This window comes from Hyphomicrobium sp. LHD-15, assembly GCF_031157355.1.
GTDB lineage: Bacteria > Pseudomonadota > Alphaproteobacteria > Rhizobiales > Hyphomicrobiaceae > Hyphomicrobium_C.
Genome location: NZ_JAVIFT010000006.1, coordinates 125,770 through 142,975, shown reverse-complemented (window position 1 = coordinate 142,975; position 17,206 = coordinate 125,770). Strand labels below are relative to the sequence as shown.

Genomic DNA, 17,206 nt, shown 5'->3' with positions numbered 1-17,206 from the left:
CTCAGCCGTTCCGCTCGTTGGCTTTTGCCTCGTCCCAAAGGGCATCCATCTCGGCGAGGGTTGCGTCGGTGGGTGTGCGCTCCGCTTCGGCCAAGCGTCGCTCGATGTGGTCGAAGCGCCGGACGAATTTCTGATTGGCGGCGCGGAGGGCTGCTTCCGGATCGAGCTTCAGATGGCGCGCGACGTTGGCCATCACGAACAGGAGGTCGCCAAATTCCTCCTCGATTTTCTCGATGCGCTCCGGCGATCGATCCGACGATGCGCCGCGCGGATCGGCCGGAACCGCAACTTCCTCGAGCTCGGCCAGCTCCTCGCGCATTTTCTCGAACACGGGGCCGAGCGACGGCCAGTCGAAGCCGACCTTGGCGGCTTTGTCCTGCAACTTGATGGCGCGCGTGAGGGCGGGCAGCCCAAGCGAGACGTCGGCAAGCAGCCCTTCTCCGCGCCGGCCGATCGGGAGAGATTTGGCCGACCGGGACGCAGAGGGTAAGGCTTCGCGTTCGGCGGCTTTGGCGGCGCGCTCCTCGGCCTTGATCTTGGCCCAGAAGCCCGGCTCAGCTCCGGCGGCGCGTTCTTCCTCGGTGCCGAACACGTGTGGGTGGCGGCGGATCATCTTGCTGGTGATCGCTTCGACGACATCGCCGAACGCGAACGCGTTGTCTTCTTCCGCGATGCGGGCGTGATAGACGACCTGCAACAGGAGATCGCCCAGCTCATCCTTGAGATCGGGCATGTCGCCACGGGCGATGGCATCGGCCACCTCGTAGGCTTCCTCGATGGTGTAGGGAGCGATGGTTTCGAAAGTTTGCTCGAGGTCCCACGGGCAGCCGGTTTCGGGGGTGCGGAGCGCCGCCATGATCTCGATCAGGCGGGCGATGTCTTTGGAAGGGGTCATGCAGGTTCGGCCGATTTCAAGGATCTCATTCGGCGGACCCTAAACGAGCAAACCTCAGGTGGCGAGAGCAGTCCGCGAGGGGGCGCGACGCGGCAAAATCGACGTCGGAGCGAACGCCAGCACGAGCGCCAGCGGGAGCAGCCAGCCGAGCCAGGTCGCGCACGCATAGATCGGATCGAACGGGAGATCCCAGGCGGTCGCGACCGCGGTCGTCAGGCGCACCCAAATGGCGCCGGACGCGACCGCGGCCATGGCCAGCATCAGCGTGGCGTGACGGGCGCGCTCCTTGTTGCGGATGGCGCGCACGCCCTCGACGAGGAGCGCGAGCCAGACCAATCCTTGCGCGACGAAGCCGACGCGGGCCGGCCAGACGGAGATGCTTTCGTAGGCGACGGGGAACGACGTCAATGCGCCGGCGATCACGAACAAGGCCGTCACGCGTCCGAGCGGGCGGTGCCAGCGACGATGCCGGCGAACCGCGATGACGGCGGGCATCAGGACCAGCGCAGCACCGGATGCCAACATGTGGATTTTAAAGATTCCCGGTAACCTCATGTCCACAACATGCAGGTTATATGGAAGCGGCATCGCGCCTACGCCTTCCACCACGGCGATCACACCGGTCGGAACGGCGAGGGCGATCAGAACCGCGACAGCCGCGAAGAGACACATGCGCGACACAAATTCGCCTGCCCGCGATGATTTGATCGGTTCCGTGATCAATCTTTCGGAGGTTTCAAGTCGCGTCATGGTGGGTATGGGCACACGGGCTGGTCGGATCGTTTCGAGCTTTGCCGTACTTTGTGTTCTGGCTACGGCGGGCGCGGCACTCGCGAATGAACCTGGCGCGGCTGACGCCGGGGCGGGGGCACCACCTGCCGCGGTCGATCTCGCCGGACGCTGGGAAGGCCGCAGCTTCGAGCTGGCCCGGCGGGTGGCGGATTGCAGCGACGAGCGCTGCACGCTGGTGCTGGACATTGCCCGCTGCCAGAGCGGCTGGTGCGGTGTCGAGGTGATCGGCACAGAACGGCGCTGCGGCACGACGGCCTTGAAGCTCGACGGCGGGCAGGCGACCGCCGGCACCAGCACGCTGTTCAAGGGCAAGCTGGAACTTGCCAAAGGAACTGAGCCATACGTGATCGAGGTCTATCTCATGCCGGGCCGCGGTGACGATCCCAAGACGGAGCTGCAGATCACCGGCGATACCGGCGGCGAGTTCCGCATGTTCCGCCGCTCGTTCCCGTACAATGCGACGCTGGTGCGCTCTGGAGATGCGCATTGCCGCCCGGAAAGCACCGTCTCGCTGCTCGATTGAGGGCGGGCGCGGAAAATCGCTACACACTTTTCCGGAAGCGCTCTAGATTTTTGAACATTGCTTTCGATCCCGGGAGCGGTGGGAACGCAGCCGGGATGTCTTCATTTTCTCGCCAGCGCCCGTCCGGGTACCATGTTCGTCCTTCGCATCCTGCTCAATGGCGTGATCATGGCGGCCGAGATTGCCGCCGTCGCGGGCGTCGCAGCGCTCGGGTTCTATCATCCGTTTCTATTCGCGGCGCTGACGGCGGGGCTCAGCTTCCTGCTCGGGCTCCGGCTCGAAATGGCGCGGCTGTCATATGAGCTGCCGTTCTATTTCGAGGGGCAGCGCTCGCCGCGGCGGCTGCTCGTCGCGCTCGTGGGCGGTGTCGAAGCCCTGATGAAGGGTGTGCTCGCGGGGCTCGCCGCTCTCTTCACCTTCGGCGGCACGGACAGCTCGCGCCTGTTCTGGGTGGCAGTCGTGTTCGGCCTTACGACCTACCTAGGATCGAGCGCGCTCCGGGCGCTCTCGGTCTCTTTCCGCGCGCAGCCTTGGCGGTGGGGCTATTTCCGGCTCGGGCCGCCGCTCGGCCTTTTGTTCTCGGCGGGCCTTGCCGCGTTCGCGGCAGTCGGCCTGATCCATGCGGCGAGCGTTGGGGAAATCGGCTGGAAGCTGGTGTGGGAGTTGCCGGAAAAGCCGTCCGTCAGCCAGGTCAGCGAGCTGTTCTTCCAGCTCAAACAGGCGTTCGACGACTTCATCGTGACGCTGCTCGCGACCGTCATGCCGCAGGAATGGGCGCGGCTCGTCGGTGTCGTCATCAGCGTGAACGTGCTGACCGGGTTCGTGGCGTCGGTCTATGCCGCGGTGATCGCGGCCTGCGTGCGGACCGCGGAAGAGGGACTGCCGTAGGCGGTTACGTCGAGCGGTCGGCATCCTGGATGATGACACCGTACCAGCCGAGGCCTTCGTAGGTTTCGTAGCCCGGCGTATGATGGAAGGCGATCAGGCGACTGCGGGCGTCGATATCGCAGCCGGATTGGCGTCCGTCGAATGCTATCGGGATCCGCTCGGCAAGTGCGCCCTGTCCATCCGAAGATGCCAATACGAGGCCGCCGGAATCGACAAGCAGAACCCGCGAGCGCTTGCGCTCCTCGTCGGTGAGGCGGACGCCGCGCAAGATGGCGTGGGCCTGAGGCTGCCAGTCGAAATGGATGGCGATGACGCCAAGTGGTGGCGCGGAGCTGTTGCCGTTGCGGCGGATGCTCGCTGCGTAAGTTGCCACTTGCGCGCCGGCGAGTCCGGGCTCGGCTGCAACCTCGCCGACGGCGTAAGCGTCTCCGTCGGGCAGGGCCTTGGCGCGTGCAAACCAGGATCGATCGGCTACGGATGTCTGGGCGACGCGATAGCGGTCGGGCCGGCCATTGGCGACGACATTGCCATCCAAGTCGCAGATCCAGATGTCGAGATAGACGGTGTAGGCCTTGAGGATGATGGCAAGGCGGGTTGCCGCGTGGTCGGCGGTTTCGGATGCACGGCGGTCGAGCGCGGTTACGACGGCGGAATCGGTGGCCCACCAGCGTACGTCGCAGGTTCGCTCATAGAGATTGCGGTCCAGAAGCTCGATCGCATTCAAGGCGAGATCGATCATGCGGCGTCCGTTGGCCTCGGCCGCCATCCGGCGCGTCAGCTCGTCGAGCGAGGTGATCTCGCCGCCGAGGTCCTTCGAAAGCGCCCGGGCGAAGGTCTCGACGTCGCCGGAGATTTTCTTGACCTCCTCGGCAACCACCGCAAAGCCGCGGCCGTGATCGCCGGCGCGGCTCGCTTCCATCAGGGCATTGAGGGCGAGGACGCGAAGCTGGGTGGTGACGCTGTGGATGCCATCGATGTTCTTCGCTGCGGATTGGCGCACGCGTGTCGTGCTGGCGATGACGTCGTGAATGAGGACCGGCTTTTTGGGTGCGGGCAGCATCGCGGGGTGATCCGGGCAATCGAGAGGAAGAAATCTTGCATCGGGCAAACTGAGCGACTCGCGGCCGGTGGGGAAGCAGCTCGTGATTGAAGCCTGGGGATCACTTTGCTGCGTTCAGTTTGTCAGCCGGGGACAATCCGATCGTGTGGTCCGATCGTGCGGCGTCGGATTCGGCGAAGCGGATTTCGGGATCTGCGCATTCAATTTCACGCAGCTCAATGCGGCCGGCGTCCAAATTAAGCCCGTCCGTCATTCGCATAATATATATTATGGAAAATAGCAGATCTAGATTACGCGTTAACAGTATGTTGCTGACTATGATCCAGACCGCCGTAAAATGCGGCCGCTGGCATCCTGGTCTGCCGGTGTCGATGGCGGGCGTTGATCCGCTGGGATCCGCGCCCGCCATTCAGGGCGTGTCGATCTACTTCTCCGACTTTTCAAAGTTGTCGGCGACGAAGCGATCCAGAAGCTGGACGCCCCAGCCCGAGCCCCAGCTGGTGTTGATCTCGTTCTTCGGCGCGTCCATTGCGGTGCCCGCGATGTCGAGATGCGCCCACGGCGTTTCCTTCTTGACGAAGCGTCCGATGAAGGCCGCGGCGGTGCAGGCCCCTCCCCAGCGGCCGCCGATGTTCTTCATGTCGGCGTTCTTGCTGTCGAGCAGGCGGTCGTAGGATTTGTCGAGCGGCATGCGCCAGATCTTCTCGCCGGTGAGCTTGGACGCCGCGACCAGCTGATCGGCGAGCTTGTCGTCATTGGCGAAAAGGCCCGCGAAATCCTTGCCGAGCGCGACCATGATGGCACCCGTAAGGGTCGCGAGGTCGATCACGAAGCGTGGCTTGAAACGCTCCTGCGCATACCAGATCACGTCGGCCAGCACGAGGCGGCCTTCGGCGTCGGTGTTGAGGTTCTCGACCGTTTGGCCCGACATCGAGACGACGATGTCGCCCGGACGGATCGCGGAGCCCGACGGCATGTTCTCGACGATGCCGATGATGCCGACGGCGTTGACCGGCGCTTTGCGCTCGGCGAGCGCCACCATCAGGCCCACCACGCAGGCGGCCCCGCCCATGTCGCCCTTCATATCCTCCATACCGGCGGCGGGCTTGATCGAAATGCCACCGGTGTCGAACACGACGCCCTTGCCGATGAAGGCCAGCGGCTTCGCCCGCTTCGACTTGGCGCCGTGCCACTGCATGACGGCGACGCGGGCGGGCCGGACGCTGCCCTGTGCCACGGACAGCAGGGTGTTCATCTTGAGTTCGGTCAGCGCGTCGACGTCGAGAATTTCGACCTCGAGGCCGACCCGCTCGAGTTCCTTGACGCGGTCGGCGAACTCAACGGGGCCTAAAACGTTGGCCGGTTCATTGACGAGATCACGCGCGATGTAGACGCCCTCGGCGAGCGCCCGCTTGCTTTCGAAGGCGGCGCGGGCCTTGTCCGGGTCGGCGCAATGGACGACGAGGCGCGTCAGGCGATCTTGGGTGGGCTTTTGATCGCCCGCGCCGTTGTTGGCCGCATTGTCCTCGCCATTCTTCTTGGTGAGGTATTTCTTGAACGCGTAGTGGCGGAGCAGCGCGCCGAACGCGAGGTTTGCGGCGATCGTCTCGGGTTTGTCGGTCGCGCCGCCGACTTCGGCGACGAGGCTCGCTTCGGCAGCCTTGCGGGCAGTGATCTGTCCAAGGGCATAGCCGCCCAGGCTCGCCCAATCGCTATCGCCGTGATCCGCGGCCTTGCCCGCGCCGATCAGCACGAGGCGCTGAACATCGAGCTTCTGCGGTGCCAGGATCTCGAAGGCCGCATTCTTCTTGCCCTTGAAATCGGCGGCTTCCGCAGCCTTCAGGATCTGCCCCTGGCTGCGCGTGTTCAGAACCTGGACGGCGGGAGACAGGATGAGGTCCTGGCCGATGAACGCGGCCGTGGTGGCGGCGTGCGCGGCGTCGAGACGGGCGAACGTGATTTCAAGAGCGATGGTCATCGGTCTGTGGTGCTCCTCGGGGGGTAATCGTGGGCTAGATCCTGGGCGGGTTCATGCCGTCTTTGCCCTGCGTGTGCGGGGCAAGCTCGGGTCGGTGCGGAATTGCGGTTGTCCGTAAGGGGACGGATCGCAATCGTCATTTGGCTTCTCGACACTCCGACAGCATGGGGATGCAAGGCTCGTCTGGATATACTCTCTGGTGGCGGGTGCGGACGGGATCCCTTTTTCGGGTCCGTCGGCAGCGATCCAGGCACGGGCGCGAGCCAAAAACTCGGCGCCAGCGTGAGAGCCGGGCGGATCTCGAACAGAGATATGCGGTTTCGATCTTCGCTGTGGAAATTAGACGCTTGGACGCGAAGTGCAAGCCGAGACGGCCTAAAAGTGGGGTTTCAGGATTAATCTCCTCCTCGAGGAGCGGGCCGGTTGGCTGCGGCTGCTTCGGCAAAGAGAGCGTCTTCTGTGTCGCGGGACGGTGGCTAGTGGCTTGGAGTACAGTCGAAATTCCGCCATTCTCGCGTGGAACGACGGACACGGGGGTGATCCGTTCTACGGCTGGCAGTAACGTTTCGGGGGCTTTGTCACGTTTTCGGGCGTGTCTCGTGTTTTCGGACGCGCCGGGCCGCCTCGCCATCCAACCGTCGAGCATCGCCGCCTTCTCAGCCGAAGTCACCTCGCAGCCGAAGCCAAGCGTGATCGCCATCTCATGAGGATCTTCTCGCGATATGTCTTCCGGCAGACGAGCAGCGCGTTGCTGCTCGTGCTGCTGTCGTTGACGGGTATCGTTTGGATCTCGCTGGCGTTGCGCGAGCTCAATGTCGTGACCAGCCTCGGCCAGAGCGCTCTGACCCTCGTCACCATGACGACGCTGGGTCTGCCGAACTTCGTCGCGGTGATCACGCCATTCGCGCTTCTAATCACGGTGATCCATACGCTGAACCGCCTCAACAGTGACAGCGAGATCATCGTTCTGACGGCCTCCGGTGCCACCGCCTGGACGATCGTCAAGCCGCTCGTCGCGCTGGCGGTGATCGTCTGCGTCTTCATCTCGTTCGTGAACCACATCGCGATGCCGTGGAGCCTCCGGCTTTTGCGCGACATCGTCGTCGACGTGCGCACCGATCTTCTGACCCAGGTGATCCAGCCTGGCCGCTTCTCAAGCCCCGAAAAGGGCCTCACCTTTCACATCCGCGAGCGCTCGCTGGACGGCACCCTGCAGGGGCTCGTCATGCATGACGCCCGCAAAGAAAAAGAGGTGCAGTCGTATCTGGCGGACAAAGGCATCATCCTGAAGGACGACAGCGGCGCGTACCTGTTCATGACGGACGGGCACATCCTGCGCCGCGATGGAGGAATCGGCGAGCCGACGCAGATCATCGCGTTCGACAAGTATGCCGTCGATCTCGACCGTTTCGAGCAGCGCGCGGTGGGGCCACCCGATCTCAAGCCGCGCGAGCGCTATTATAGCGAGCTGGTCAATCCCGCTCCCAACAGTCAGGCCTTCAAACAGGAACCGGGACGGTTCCGGTCCGAGTTGCATGAGCGCTTTTCGAGCGCGCTCTATCCGCTCGCGTTCGTGTTGCTCGCGATTGCGCTCATCGGCCAGGCCCAGAGCACGCGCCAGAACCGGACGCTGCGCATGGGAATGTGCTTCCTGATCGGCGTCGGCCTGCGGCTGTCAGGGCTCGCGGTCAACAACGTCGTGGTGTTGAACGCGAGTGCGGTTCCGATCCTCTATTTGATCCCGCTCACCGCAATCGGCGTCTCGCTGATGCTGATCGTGCGGGGCGCGCGTCCGTCACGCGGCTCGGCGCTGCTCGAAAGGTTCGCCGATTGGGCGACCCAGGTCGGCGGCAATCTCCGGCAGCGGTTCCGGCGGGGTCAGCCCGCGTCCGCAGGTTCGAGGGGTTAGCGGGCCATGCCGGGCGTTTCCACTCTTTCGCTCTATATCGGGCTGCGGTTCCTGACCGCGATTTTCGGCGTGTTCGGTCTCTGCACCGTTCTGATTTTCATGATCGATTTCGTCGAGTTGCTGCGACAGGCCGGCAAGTACGGCAGCGTTCCCGCGTACATGCTGGCGTGGATCACGTTCCTGCGGCTGCCGGCCTACACGGAAATCCTGCTGCCGTTCGCGGTCCTGGTCGGCTCGATCAGCTCGCTTTTGCTGCTCGCCCGCAAAAGCGAGCTTGCGGTCATGCGGGCCGGCGGCATGTCGGTTTGGCAGTTCCTGAGACCGGGCATCGCGGTGGCCGTACTGCTCGGGATCTTCAGCTCAACGGTGTTCAATCCGATGGCGGCCTCCGCTCGCGACCGGTCCGAGCGGCTCTACTCCGAGGTTTTCGGACGCGAGTCGAGCCTGCTCGGCAAGGGCGGGTCAGGGACCTGGCTGCGCCAGGACGGGGCCGACGGGCAATCGGTGCTCAACGCCGCCTCCGCGCGGCGGCGGGGGACGGAACTCACCACGGTGACGGCTTTCGTCTACGACAAATCGGGGCGCTTCTCGGAGCGGGTCGATGCCCAGCAGGCCAAGCTCGAAGAGGGCTTCTGGGTCCTGGAGAACGCCCTCGTATCGAGGGTCGGAAAAGAGCCCGAGACCTTCGGAAAGTACTTGCTTTCTACGTACCTTACTCCCGAGCGCGTCGTGGATGCCCTGGGAAGCGTCATCTCAGTCTCGTTCTGGGAGCTTCCGGACCTGATTTATGTGGCGGAAAAAGCGGGCCTTTCCTCAAGCCGCTTGCGAATTCAATATGAACTTCTCCTTACCCGCCCCCTGCTCTGCGTCGCGATGGTTTTTTTGGCGGCAACTGTGTCGTTGCGGTCATTCCGCTCGGGCGGGATCCAGACTATGGTTGTCACAGGGATGATCGGGGGCTTTGGATTTTTCCTTTTCATGGAGATTTCAAGGCAGATCGGGACCGCGGGCCTCGCCCCAATCTGGGCGGCGGTTTGGGTTCCGGTGGTACTCGCTATTCTAATTTCGGTGACGGTGCTGTTGCACCAGGAGGACGGCTGAGTGATGCGTGTTGCGCGCAAAATGCTGGCGACATGCACTGAGTTTCAAACCTCGTGTCCTCGTCGAGAGATTGTAGGATACGGGCGTTTGCGCTCGTTTGCAGCTGCCGCGCTCGGCGGCGCGCTGGCGGCTGTCCTGGCTCTCGCTCCGGCGCCTGCACTCGCGCAGTCGGCGTTCCCGAAATCCAAGGACGGAATTTTCGGAAAGCCCCAGAAGCTCGACAAGTCCCTGCCGCTCTATCTGCAGGGCGACGAGCTCGTCTACGACACCAAGGGCAACCGCGTGATCGCACGCGGCAACGTCGAGATTTATTACAACAAGAACGTGCTGACCGCCGACGAGGTCATCTACGACCAGAGCGCGAACACGCTGACCGCGCGCGGTAACGTTGAGCTCAAGGAAGCCAACGGCAACATCGTTCGCGCCGACAATTACACCCTGACGGACGATTTCCGCGATGGCTTCGTGCAATCGCTGTCGGTCGTCACCAGCGATCAGTCGCGCATCACCGCCGAGCGCGGCGAGCGGCGCGAAGGCAATGTGACCGAGTTCTCGGAAGCCACCTTCACGGCTTGCAAAAGCGAAGGCAACACGCCGCCGCTGTGGTGCATCGGCGCCAAGCGCATCATTCACGATCAGGCCAACGCGACGATCTCGTACCAGGATGCCGAGGTCAAAATCTACGGCACCACGATCGCCTACCTGCCCTACTTCGAGCACCCCGATCCGTCGGTGAAGCGCAAGAGCGGCTTCCTGGCGCCGGTCTACGGCAACTCCAACGACCTTGGCGTGTTCGTCGAGCTTCCCTATTATTTCGCGCTGTCGCCGAGCTACGATTTCACGTTCCGCCCGCGCTATATGAGCGAGCAGGGCATCCTGTGGCAGGGTGACTGGCGCCAAAAGCTCGCAAACGGCGAATACACGGTCAGCTTGGCCGGCATCGATCAGAATGCCAGCGATCTGCCTAGCGGCAACGATAACCTGGACGGCTGGCGCGGCAGCGTCGAGACGCACGGCAAGTTTTCGCTGTCGAGCTGGTGGAGCTATGGCTGGAACGCCATCATCGAAAGCGACGACACCTTCCGGCGCTTCTACAAGCTCGACGGCATTCTGCTGACCGATCGCGTCAACGACGTGTGGCTGACCGGTCTTTCCGAGCGCAGCTACTTCAGCGCCAAAATGTACCAGTTCGGCGGCCTCCTGGTGGAAGACGACGACTCGACTGAGTCGCTCGTGCATCCCGTCATCGACCACAACTACGTGTTCAAGGATCCGGTGCTGGGCGGCGAGCTGTCTTGGAAATCGAACGCGTTGAGCCTCTCGCGCTCCGATCTCACCAACCTCGGTCCCGGCAATTTCGTCGCTGGCGACATGAACCGCGTGATCACCGAGGTCAAGTGGCGCCGGCGCTTCACGGACGCGATCGGCATCACCTACACGCCGTTCGGAGAGCTGCGCGGCGACGCCTATCAGGTCAACTACGAGAATCCGAACGATCCGAGCGTCGTTACGCTGGACGATAGCTTCGTGCGCGGCCTCGCGACGGGCGGTGCCACCGTATCGTATCCATGGGTCGCGAATGCGGGTTCGACCTCGCACGTCATCGAGCCCATCGGGCAGGTGGTGGCGCACAACTCGCACGTCGACCAGAATTTTCTGCCAAACGAAGATGCGCAGAGCCTGATCTTCGACGATACGAACCTGTTCGAGACCACCAAGTTTTCCGGCTATGACCGGCTTGAGACGGGCGTGCGCGCGAACGTGGGCGTGCAGTACACTTTCCAGGGACCGGTCGGCTATGCGCGCGTTCTCGCAGGCCAGAGCTACCATCTCAGCGGCACGAACGCTTATGACGAGATCAATAACGGCTTCAATCCCAAGAGCGGTCTCGAGAGCGACCAGTCCGACTACGTTCTTGGCGCCTATCTTGCGCCGACCGATACCTTCCGCATCATCTCGCAGTCGCGGTTCGACGAGGACGACCTGACGCTTCGTCGTGAGGATCTGACGGCGGCCTTCAACTACGGCCCACTCGCTGCCCAGGTAACCTACACCTACGCTTCGATCTATGACGACACGACCCTATCGTATGAAGATCAGCAGGACATTCTTGCGTTCGCGTCGCTCCGGTTGACCGATCGTTGGACCCTGTCGGGGGCTCTCCGTTACGATCTCGACGCTTCCCGGACGCTCACGGACTCGATCCGGATCGCCTATCTCGACGAGTGCTTCATGCTGAGCGCGACCTACAGCGAGACGTTCATCACCGACGCTTCGCGCGATATCGAGCCCGATCAGGTCGTCATGCTCCGCTTCGAGTTCAAGCATCTGGGTGGCTTCAACTACCAGACCAACGTGGTCGACTTCATGGGTGGCGAGGACGCCTCCTCGATTGGCGGCGCGCTCAACGGCAACTGATTTTGAAGGCGGTTGCGGCTTCGTGCCCGCCTTGCCCGCGCCATGGTTCGTGTGGATAACGGGCGTGACCTTTGCGCTTATGCTGGTCACGCTTTAATGTCGGGTTTTCCGGCGCCTCATGGATCTGGCCGAGCGTTAACTCTCTTCCATCCTGTCGCGCCGTAATCCGTTTCTTGCTGGCGAGACAGCTTCCATGTCCTATCTTTTCCGCGCCCTGCTTCTTGTCTCCGGAGGTCTTCTGATCTCCGGGAGCGCGGGTGCCGAACCCAATGCAGCGAAATCCAAAGGGCGGACCGCAAACGCGGAGCTTGCTAATCCCGCCGAAAAGGGCGGCGCCGGCAAGTCGTCGCGCAAAGGCGGACAGTCGATCGCCGTGCTCGTCAACGACGAGCCGATTACCGCCTATGAAATCGAGCAGCGAGCTTCCTTCATTGCGCTCCAGGGTGGCGGCGGTGGCCAGGATTTCAAGGCCAAGGCGGAAGCGCGCTGGAAAGCCATCGTCCAGGATCCAAAGACCAACGAGCGCTTCAAGGAGCTGCTCAAGAAGAACAACGTGCAATCGCAGGAAGAAGCCCGCGCGCTTCAAACGAAGTACGTGAAGGACCTGCAGGCGCGGATGGTTGACCAGCTGAAGCGCGAGGCGCGGTCTGGCGCCGTCGCGGGGTCGCGCGTCAAGGCGCAGAACGAGCTGATCGACGAAAAGCTCAAGCTGCAGGAGGCCAAGCGCCTCAACGCCACGACCGACGAAGCCGAGGTGACGCGCATCGTCTCCGGCATCGCCGAGCGCAACAAGATGACGATTGATCAGTTCGCCCAGCACATGAAGGGCATGGGCGTCGACATCAACACGATGAAGGCCCGTTTCCGGGCGGAGATCTCGTGGCGCGAAGTCGTGCGCCGGAAGTTCGGAAGTCTCGTGGCGATCACCGAGCGCGACGTCGATCAGTTCGTCGCCAACACCTCCACGGCCCAGGCCGACGTCGAGTTGCAGGTCCAGCGCATCACGCTGCCAGTGGGTAACCAATCGGCGATCGCGCAGCGTATCGCGGAAGCGGATGCGCTGCATCAGCGCTACGGCGGATGCGCTACGATGTCAGGCCTTGCCGCTTCGGTGCCGGGCGCAAAGTTCGAGGATCTCGGTACGCGTAAACCCTCCTCCATTCCCGAGCCCACGCGCAGCCTGCTGCTCAACGCGTCGGCCGGCGACCTGCTGCCGGCGAGCATCGGACAATCGACCGTCGAGCTTTGGGCGCTGTGCAGCCGCAAGGCGCAAGGCGGCGGCGATGGGTCTGTGCGTGAAAACGCCCAGAACGAGTTGCGGCAGAAGGAATTCGAAGTTCTCGCCCAGAAGCATCTCAAGGATCTGCGGCAGGACGCCTCGATCGAGATCCGCTGATGACACGCGATCCCGACAGCGCGCCGCCGCTCGCGCTCAGTATGGGCGATCCGGCCGGTATCGGTCTCGACATCACGCTCGCGGCCTGGACTGAGCGGCACCGGCATGGGCTGGCGCCGTTCGTGCTGCTCGGCGACCCCGATGCGCTTGCGGCGCGTGCCGAGATGCTTCGCCTCGCCGTCCCGATCGACACCGTTTCTGATTTGCGGGCAGGCTCCGCTCTGTTCGAAACGCGCCTTCCTGTCTTTGCGGTGCCGGTCGCGGCGACGGTCCGCGCCGGCAAGCCCGATCCGCGAAACGCGCCAGCTGTGATCGCGGCGATCGAAGCGGCCGTGCTCGCTGTCAAGCGCGGCGAAGCCCGCGCCGTCGTGACCAACCCAATTGCCAAGAGCGTGCTGATGGAGACCGGGTTCGCCTACCCCGGCCATACGGAATTCCTCGGCGCCTTGGCGGAAGCGCATTTCGGCGTGTCGGCTGCGACGCCGGTCATGCTGCTTGCGTCCGAAGAGCTCAAGGTTGTGCCGCTCACCGTGCACATTCCGCTTTCGGACGTCCCGCGCGCGATCACCACGCGCAGTATCATCGAGACGACGCAGATCCTGCATCGCTCGCTGATCGAGGATTTCGGCGTTGCCGATCCGCGCATTGCGGTGACCGGCCTCAATCCGCATGCGGGCGAGGACGGCAAACTCGGCGACGAGGACAGCCGCATCATCGCGCAAGCGATCGCAGCTTTGCAGGACGGTGGGCTCGCTGTCACGGGGCCGCATCCGGCCGACACGCTGTTTCATGCCGCCGCTCGCGAAACCTACGATGCGGTGCTCGCGATGTATCACGACCAGGCGCTGATCCCGATCAAGACGCTGGCGTTCGACCGCGGCGTCAACGTCACCATCGGGTTGCCGTTTGTGCGCACGTCGCCCGATCACGGCACTGCATTTTCGATTGCGGGTAGCGGACAAGCCAATGCCCGCAGCCTTATCGAAGCGTTGAAGCTCGCCGGCGACATCGGCGCGCGCCGCGGCGCCTCCTCGCTTCGCGCGGAGGCTGCGCCATGAGCACGCTGACCGGCGACGATACGGCCGGAGGTCCTGCACGCGAGGGCGCAAGCCCGGATGGGCTCGATCCTTTGCGGGACGTGATCCGCCGGCATGAGCTTGCCGCCAAGAAAAACCTCGGCCAGAATTTTATCCTCGATCTCAACCTGACGCGCCGCATCGCGCGTGCCGGCGGGCCGGTGACCGGCCGCACGGTGATCGAAATCGGTCCCGGACCTGGCGGGCTCACGCGCGGGCTGCTGCTCGAAGGCGCGGGCCGCGTCATTGCGGTGGAGCGGGATTCGCGCTGCCTGCCCGCGCTTGCCGAGATCAGCGCTCGCTATCCGGATCAGCTTCAGGTCCACGAAGGCGATGCGCTCGAGACTGATTGGAGCGCGCTGCTGGGTTCTTCCTCCGGCAAGGCGGTGATCGCCGCCAATCTTCCCTACAACGTCGCGACGGTGCTGCTCATCGGCTGGCTCGAAACCGAGCCGTGGCCGCCGTGGTGGGACCGCATGGTGCTGATGTTTCAGAAGGAGGTTGCCGAGCGCATCGTGGCGGCGCCGGGCAGCAAGGACTACGGCCGGCTTTCGGTGATCTCACAGTGGCGCAGCGAAGCGAGAATTGCGCTCACTCTCAAGCCCGAGGCCTTCACGCCGCCGCCGAAAGTTGCATCGGCCGTCGTTGTGTTCACGCCGAGGCCCGCGCCACAGCCGGCGTGCTCGGTCAAGGCGCTCGGGCGCGTGACGGCGGCTGCGTTCGGACAGCGCCGCAAGATGCTGCGTGCTTCGCTCAAGACGCTGGTTCCTAATCCGGAAGAACTGCTCGATGCAGCCGGGATCGGGTCGACGCTGCGGGCCGAGCAGGTTCCGGTCCGCGATTTCGCGAAGCTCGCACTGGTCTACGAGCGCTCGATCGCAGGACGCTGACGTTCAGACGGCACTCGGGCCCTTGGCGCGAAAGGCGAGATTGAGATAGAGCGCTGCGGATAGTGCGGCCAGACCTGCGGCAAGCGAAATGTAGAGCGCGGCAACCTCGCCGAACCGCGAAATCGCCCAGGCGTAGATCAACGGCGCAGCGGCCGACAGCAGAAAGCTTGGCGTCAGCAAGCGCCCGACAAAGCTGCCGTATGTGCGAGGATCAAACAGGACCAGCGGCAGCGTTCCGCGCGCAATCGTGAGCAAGCCGTTGCCGGCGCCATAGAAGAACGCGAAGGCGACCGCAGCGACGATGCTTTCGCCAGACCATAATCCTGCGACGAAGCAAAACGGCAGCAGAAGCGTTCCGATGATGTTGAGCGCGAGCGGATGAACGTGCCGCCCAAACAGCACCTCACAGAGGCGTGCCAAAGATTGCCCAATGCCTCTCAGCGCCGAAATCGAAACCGCGGCGGCGGCGCCGACACCAAGCCCGGTCAGGATCGGGATCATGTGGGCAGAAAGGCCGGAAGCGAGAAAATTTGCGAGCGTTACGATCAGCGCATAGAGGGCGCCGGCAACAAAACGCTCGCGGTCATTTGCGGCGAGCGGCGCGACGCGTGGTTCTCTTGGCGCCGCTTCGGCGTCATAGCGGCCATCGGGGAGCCCGATTAACAGCGGCACAGCCGACAACGCCAAGACTGCGTAAAAGCCGAGTGCTCCGCGCCAGCCGAGTTGTTCGATCAGGAGATAGCCCAACGGCCAGAATGTCGTTGAGGCGAGGCCGCCAAGGAGCGTGATCTGAGACATCGGGCGGCGCGCAGCAGGTCCGCCGATGCGGGCGAGCGCGGCGAACGCTGCATCGTAGAGCGTCAGTCGCATGCCGAGCCCGAGCAGTAGCCAGGCTGTAAAGTAGACCGGGAGATTTTCGCAAACAGCGAGCAGAGCACAGCCTGCCGCATTCAGAGCCGCGCCGATCATCATCACGCGGCGGCCACCGTAGCGGTCGATCAGGCTGCCGGCGAGCGGCGAGCTCAAACCCATCACCAGGAGTGCGGCCGAGAACCCGGCGTGAACCGTCGTTTGCGACCAACCGAGATCGGCGGCGATGGCGTCGCCGAACACGCCGATCAGGTAGTAGGAAACGCCCCACGAGACGAGCTGAACGAGACCGAGGCAGAAAACGGAGCGACGCCGGATCACATCGGTGCTGCCAGCGGCGCGTTACTTCACGCCGAGCTTCTTCTGCAGGCTCGACGACGAGGTCGTGTACTGGAAGAGCAGCTTCTTGTTGGGGTGCACGTACTTGTGCGCCTGCTGCGCCATCAAGGCCGCCTCGTGGAAGCCCGACAGGATCAGCTTCAGCTTGCCCGGATACCAGTTGATGTCGCCGATGGCGAAGATGCCTTTCTCGCTGGTCTCGAATTTCTCGGTGTCGACCAGGATCAGGTTTTCGTTGAGGTTGAGGCCCCAGGTGGCGACCGGGCCGAGCTTCATCGTAAGTCCGAAGAACGGCAGCATGGCGTTGGCGACAACACGCTCCTCTCCGTCGGCGGTCTTGACGGTGACGGCTTCGAGCACGCCGTTATCGCCGTGCACTTTCGTCATCTGGCCGATGAGCAAGCGGATCTTTCCTTCCGCCACAAGCGCGCGCATCTTCTCCACAGAGTGAGGCGCGCCGCGGAATTCGTCTCGGCGATGCAGAAGCGTGAGCGAGTTGGCGATCGGCGCGAGGTTGAGTGTCCAGTCGAGCGCGGAGTCGCCGCCGCCAACAATCAGCACGTCCTTGCCGCGCAAGTCTTCCATGCGGCGCACGGCGTAAAACACCGACGCGCCTTCATAGGCCTCGATGCCATCGAGCGGCGGGCGCTTCGGCGTGAAGGAGCCGCCGCCGGCCGCGATGACGACAACCTTGGTGACGATCGTGCGTCCCGCGTCGGTCTTGAGATCGAAGCGGCCGTCTTCCCGGCGCTGCAGCTCGTCGACGCGTTCGCCGAATACGAACTCCGCGCCGAACGGCTTGATCTGCTCCATCAACCGATCGGTCAGCTCCTGGCCGGTGACGGACGGGAGCGCGGGGATATCGTAGATGGGTTTCTCGGGATAGAGCTCGGAGCACTGGCCGCCCGGCTTGCCGAGGATGTCGATCACGCAGGTCTTGACGTCGACGAGGCCAAGCTCGAACACGGCAAAGAGCCCGACGGGACCGGCACCAATGACCACCGCGTCGAATTCGGTTGCGCCTGTCGTCACGTTCTGGCCGGCGTCGTCCAGCGCCATGTGTGATCTCCC

General features: G+C 63.7%; 14 protein-coding genes. 8 read left to right on the top strand and 6 right to left on the bottom strand.

What is annotated here, in order from left to right; all coding sequences use genetic code 11:
• Nucleotide 1: 1 nt before the first annotated feature.
• Nucleotides 2-895, bottom strand: coding sequence for a nucleoside triphosphate pyrophosphohydrolase (gene mazG, locus RCO24_RS16815; RefSeq protein WP_308963740.1), 894 nt, complete (start codon nt 893-895; stop codon nt 2-4).
• A 54-nt stretch (nt 896-949) separates the two neighbouring features.
• Complete coding sequence (locus RCO24_RS16810; protein WP_308963739.1) at nt 950-1,567, bottom strand: DUF2306 domain-containing protein; 618 nt, start codon at nt 1,565-1,567, stop codon at nt 950-952.
• Between RCO24_RS16810 and RCO24_RS16805 the strand changes: the two genes are divergently transcribed.
• Both RCO24_RS16805 and RCO24_RS16800 read left to right on the top strand, forming a co-directional pair.
• Nucleotides 1,566-2,210, top strand: a complete 645-nt coding sequence (locus RCO24_RS16805) for a hypothetical protein (RefSeq protein ID WP_308963738.1) — start codon at nt 1,566-1,568, stop codon at nt 2,208-2,210. The genes RCO24_RS16810 and RCO24_RS16805 overlap by 2 nt on opposite strands.
• Before the next feature lie 132 nt (nt 2,211-2,342).
• The gene (locus RCO24_RS16800; protein ID WP_308963737.1) at nt 2,343-3,098 is read left to right on the top strand and encodes a hypothetical protein; all 756 of its coding nucleotides are present in this window, start codon (nt 2,343-2,345) and stop codon (nt 3,096-3,098) included.
• A 4-nt stretch (nt 3,099-3,102) separates the two neighbouring features.
• Here RCO24_RS16800 and RCO24_RS16795 read toward each other — a convergent pair whose 3' ends face one another.
• Nucleotides 3,103-4,158: a methyl-accepting chemotaxis protein gene (locus RCO24_RS16795; protein ID WP_308963736.1), complete on the bottom strand. Its 1,056-nt coding sequence runs from the start codon at nt 4,156-4,158 to the stop codon at nt 3,103-3,105.
• 424 nt (nt 4,159-4,582) lie between these two features.
• On the bottom strand, nt 4,583-6,136 hold the full coding sequence (locus RCO24_RS16790; RefSeq protein WP_308963735.1) for a leucyl aminopeptidase: 1,554 nt from the start codon (nt 6,134-6,136) through the stop codon (nt 4,583-4,585).
• A gap of 703 nt (nt 6,137-6,839) precedes the next feature.
• Here RCO24_RS16790 and lptF point away from each other — a divergent pair.
• From lptF to rsmA, 6 genes are all read left to right on the top strand, one after another.
• The gene (lptF, locus tag RCO24_RS16785; RefSeq protein ID WP_308963733.1) at nt 6,840-8,045 is read left to right on the top strand and encodes an LPS export ABC transporter permease LptF; all 1,206 of its coding nucleotides are present in this window, start codon (nt 6,840-6,842) and stop codon (nt 8,043-8,045) included.
• 6 nt (nt 8,046-8,051) lie between these two features.
• Nucleotides 8,052-9,146, top strand: a complete 1,095-nt coding sequence (lptG, locus tag RCO24_RS16780) for an LPS export ABC transporter permease LptG (RefSeq protein ID WP_308963731.1) — start codon at nt 8,052-8,054, stop codon at nt 9,144-9,146.
• Between the two features lie 87 nt (nt 9,147-9,233).
• Nucleotides 9,234-11,564 carry an LPS-assembly protein LptD gene (locus RCO24_RS16775; RefSeq protein ID WP_308963730.1) on the top strand — a complete coding sequence of 777 codons (2,331 nt, stop codon included), beginning with the start codon at nt 9,234-9,236 and terminating at the stop codon, nt 11,562-11,564.
• 193 nt (nt 11,565-11,757) lie between these two features.
• Complete coding sequence (locus RCO24_RS16770) at nt 11,758-12,960, top strand: peptidylprolyl isomerase (protein ID WP_308963729.1); 1,203 nt, start codon at nt 11,758-11,760, stop codon at nt 12,958-12,960.
• A complete protein-coding gene (gene pdxA, locus RCO24_RS16765) occupies nt 12,960-14,018 on the top strand; it encodes a 4-hydroxythreonine-4-phosphate dehydrogenase PdxA (RefSeq protein ID WP_308963728.1) in 1,059 nt (352 codons plus the stop codon). Before RCO24_RS16770 ends, pdxA begins: the two co-directional genes overlap by 1 nt.
• Nucleotides 14,015-14,926 carry a 16S rRNA (adenine(1518)-N(6)/adenine(1519)-N(6))-dimethyltransferase RsmA gene (rsmA, locus tag RCO24_RS16760; RefSeq protein ID WP_308963727.1) on the top strand — a complete coding sequence of 304 codons (912 nt, stop codon included), beginning with the start codon at nt 14,015-14,017 and terminating at the stop codon, nt 14,924-14,926. The genes pdxA and rsmA overlap by 4 nt, the downstream gene beginning before the upstream one ends.
• 3 nt (nt 14,927-14,929) lie before the next feature.
• On the opposite strand, the gene RCO24_RS16755 is transcribed toward rsmA, so the two are convergent.
• Both RCO24_RS16755 and RCO24_RS16750 read right to left on the bottom strand, forming a co-directional pair.
• Nucleotides 14,930-16,117 carry an MFS transporter gene (locus RCO24_RS16755; RefSeq protein ID WP_308963726.1) on the bottom strand — a complete coding sequence of 396 codons (1,188 nt, stop codon included), beginning with the start codon at nt 16,115-16,117 and terminating at the stop codon, nt 14,930-14,932.
• A 21-nt stretch (nt 16,118-16,138) separates the two neighbouring features.
• Nucleotides 16,139-17,194: an NAD(P)/FAD-dependent oxidoreductase gene (locus tag RCO24_RS16750; protein WP_308963725.1), complete on the bottom strand. Its 1,056-nt coding sequence runs from the start codon at nt 17,192-17,194 to the stop codon at nt 16,139-16,141.
• Nucleotides 17,195-17,206 lie beyond the last annotated feature (12 nt).

Excerpts from the sequence above, each read along its gene's own strand:
- mazG (WP_308963740.1), bottom strand. The coding sequence starts at position 895 with ATGACCCCTTCCAAAGACATCGCCCGCCTGATCGAGATCATGGCGGCG.
- RCO24_RS16805 (WP_308963738.1), top strand. The coding sequence starts at position 1,566 with ATGCGCGACACAAATTCGCCTGCCCGCGATGATTTGATCGGTTCCGTG.
- RCO24_RS16810 (WP_308963739.1), bottom strand. The coding sequence starts at position 1,567 with ATGTGTCTCTTCGCGGCTGTCGCGGTTCTGATCGCCCTCGCCGTTCCG.
- RCO24_RS16800 (WP_308963737.1), top strand. The coding sequence starts at position 2,343 with ATGTTCGTCCTTCGCATCCTGCTCAATGGCGTGATCATGGCGGCCGAG.
- RCO24_RS16795 (WP_308963736.1), bottom strand. The coding sequence starts at position 4,158 with ATGCTGCCCGCACCCAAAAAGCCGGTCCTCATTCACGACGTCATCGCC.
- RCO24_RS16790 (WP_308963735.1), bottom strand. The coding sequence starts at position 6,136 with ATGACCATCGCTCTTGAAATCACGTTCGCCCGTCTCGACGCCGCGCAC.
- lptF (WP_308963733.1), top strand. The coding sequence starts at position 6,840 with ATGAGGATCTTCTCGCGATATGTCTTCCGGCAGACGAGCAGCGCGTTG.
- lptG (WP_308963731.1), top strand. The coding sequence starts at position 8,052 with ATGCCGGGCGTTTCCACTCTTTCGCTCTATATCGGGCTGCGGTTCCTG.
- RCO24_RS16770 (WP_308963729.1), top strand. The coding sequence starts at position 11,758 with ATGTCCTATCTTTTCCGCGCCCTGCTTCTTGTCTCCGGAGGTCTTCTG.
- pdxA (WP_308963728.1), top strand. The coding sequence starts at position 12,960 with ATGACACGCGATCCCGACAGCGCGCCGCCGCTCGCGCTCAGTATGGGC.
- rsmA (WP_308963727.1), top strand. The coding sequence starts at position 14,015 with ATGAGCACGCTGACCGGCGACGATACGGCCGGAGGTCCTGCACGCGAG.
- RCO24_RS16750 (WP_308963725.1), bottom strand. The coding sequence starts at position 17,194 with ATGGCGCTGGACGACGCCGGCCAGAACGTGACGACAGGCGCAACCGAA.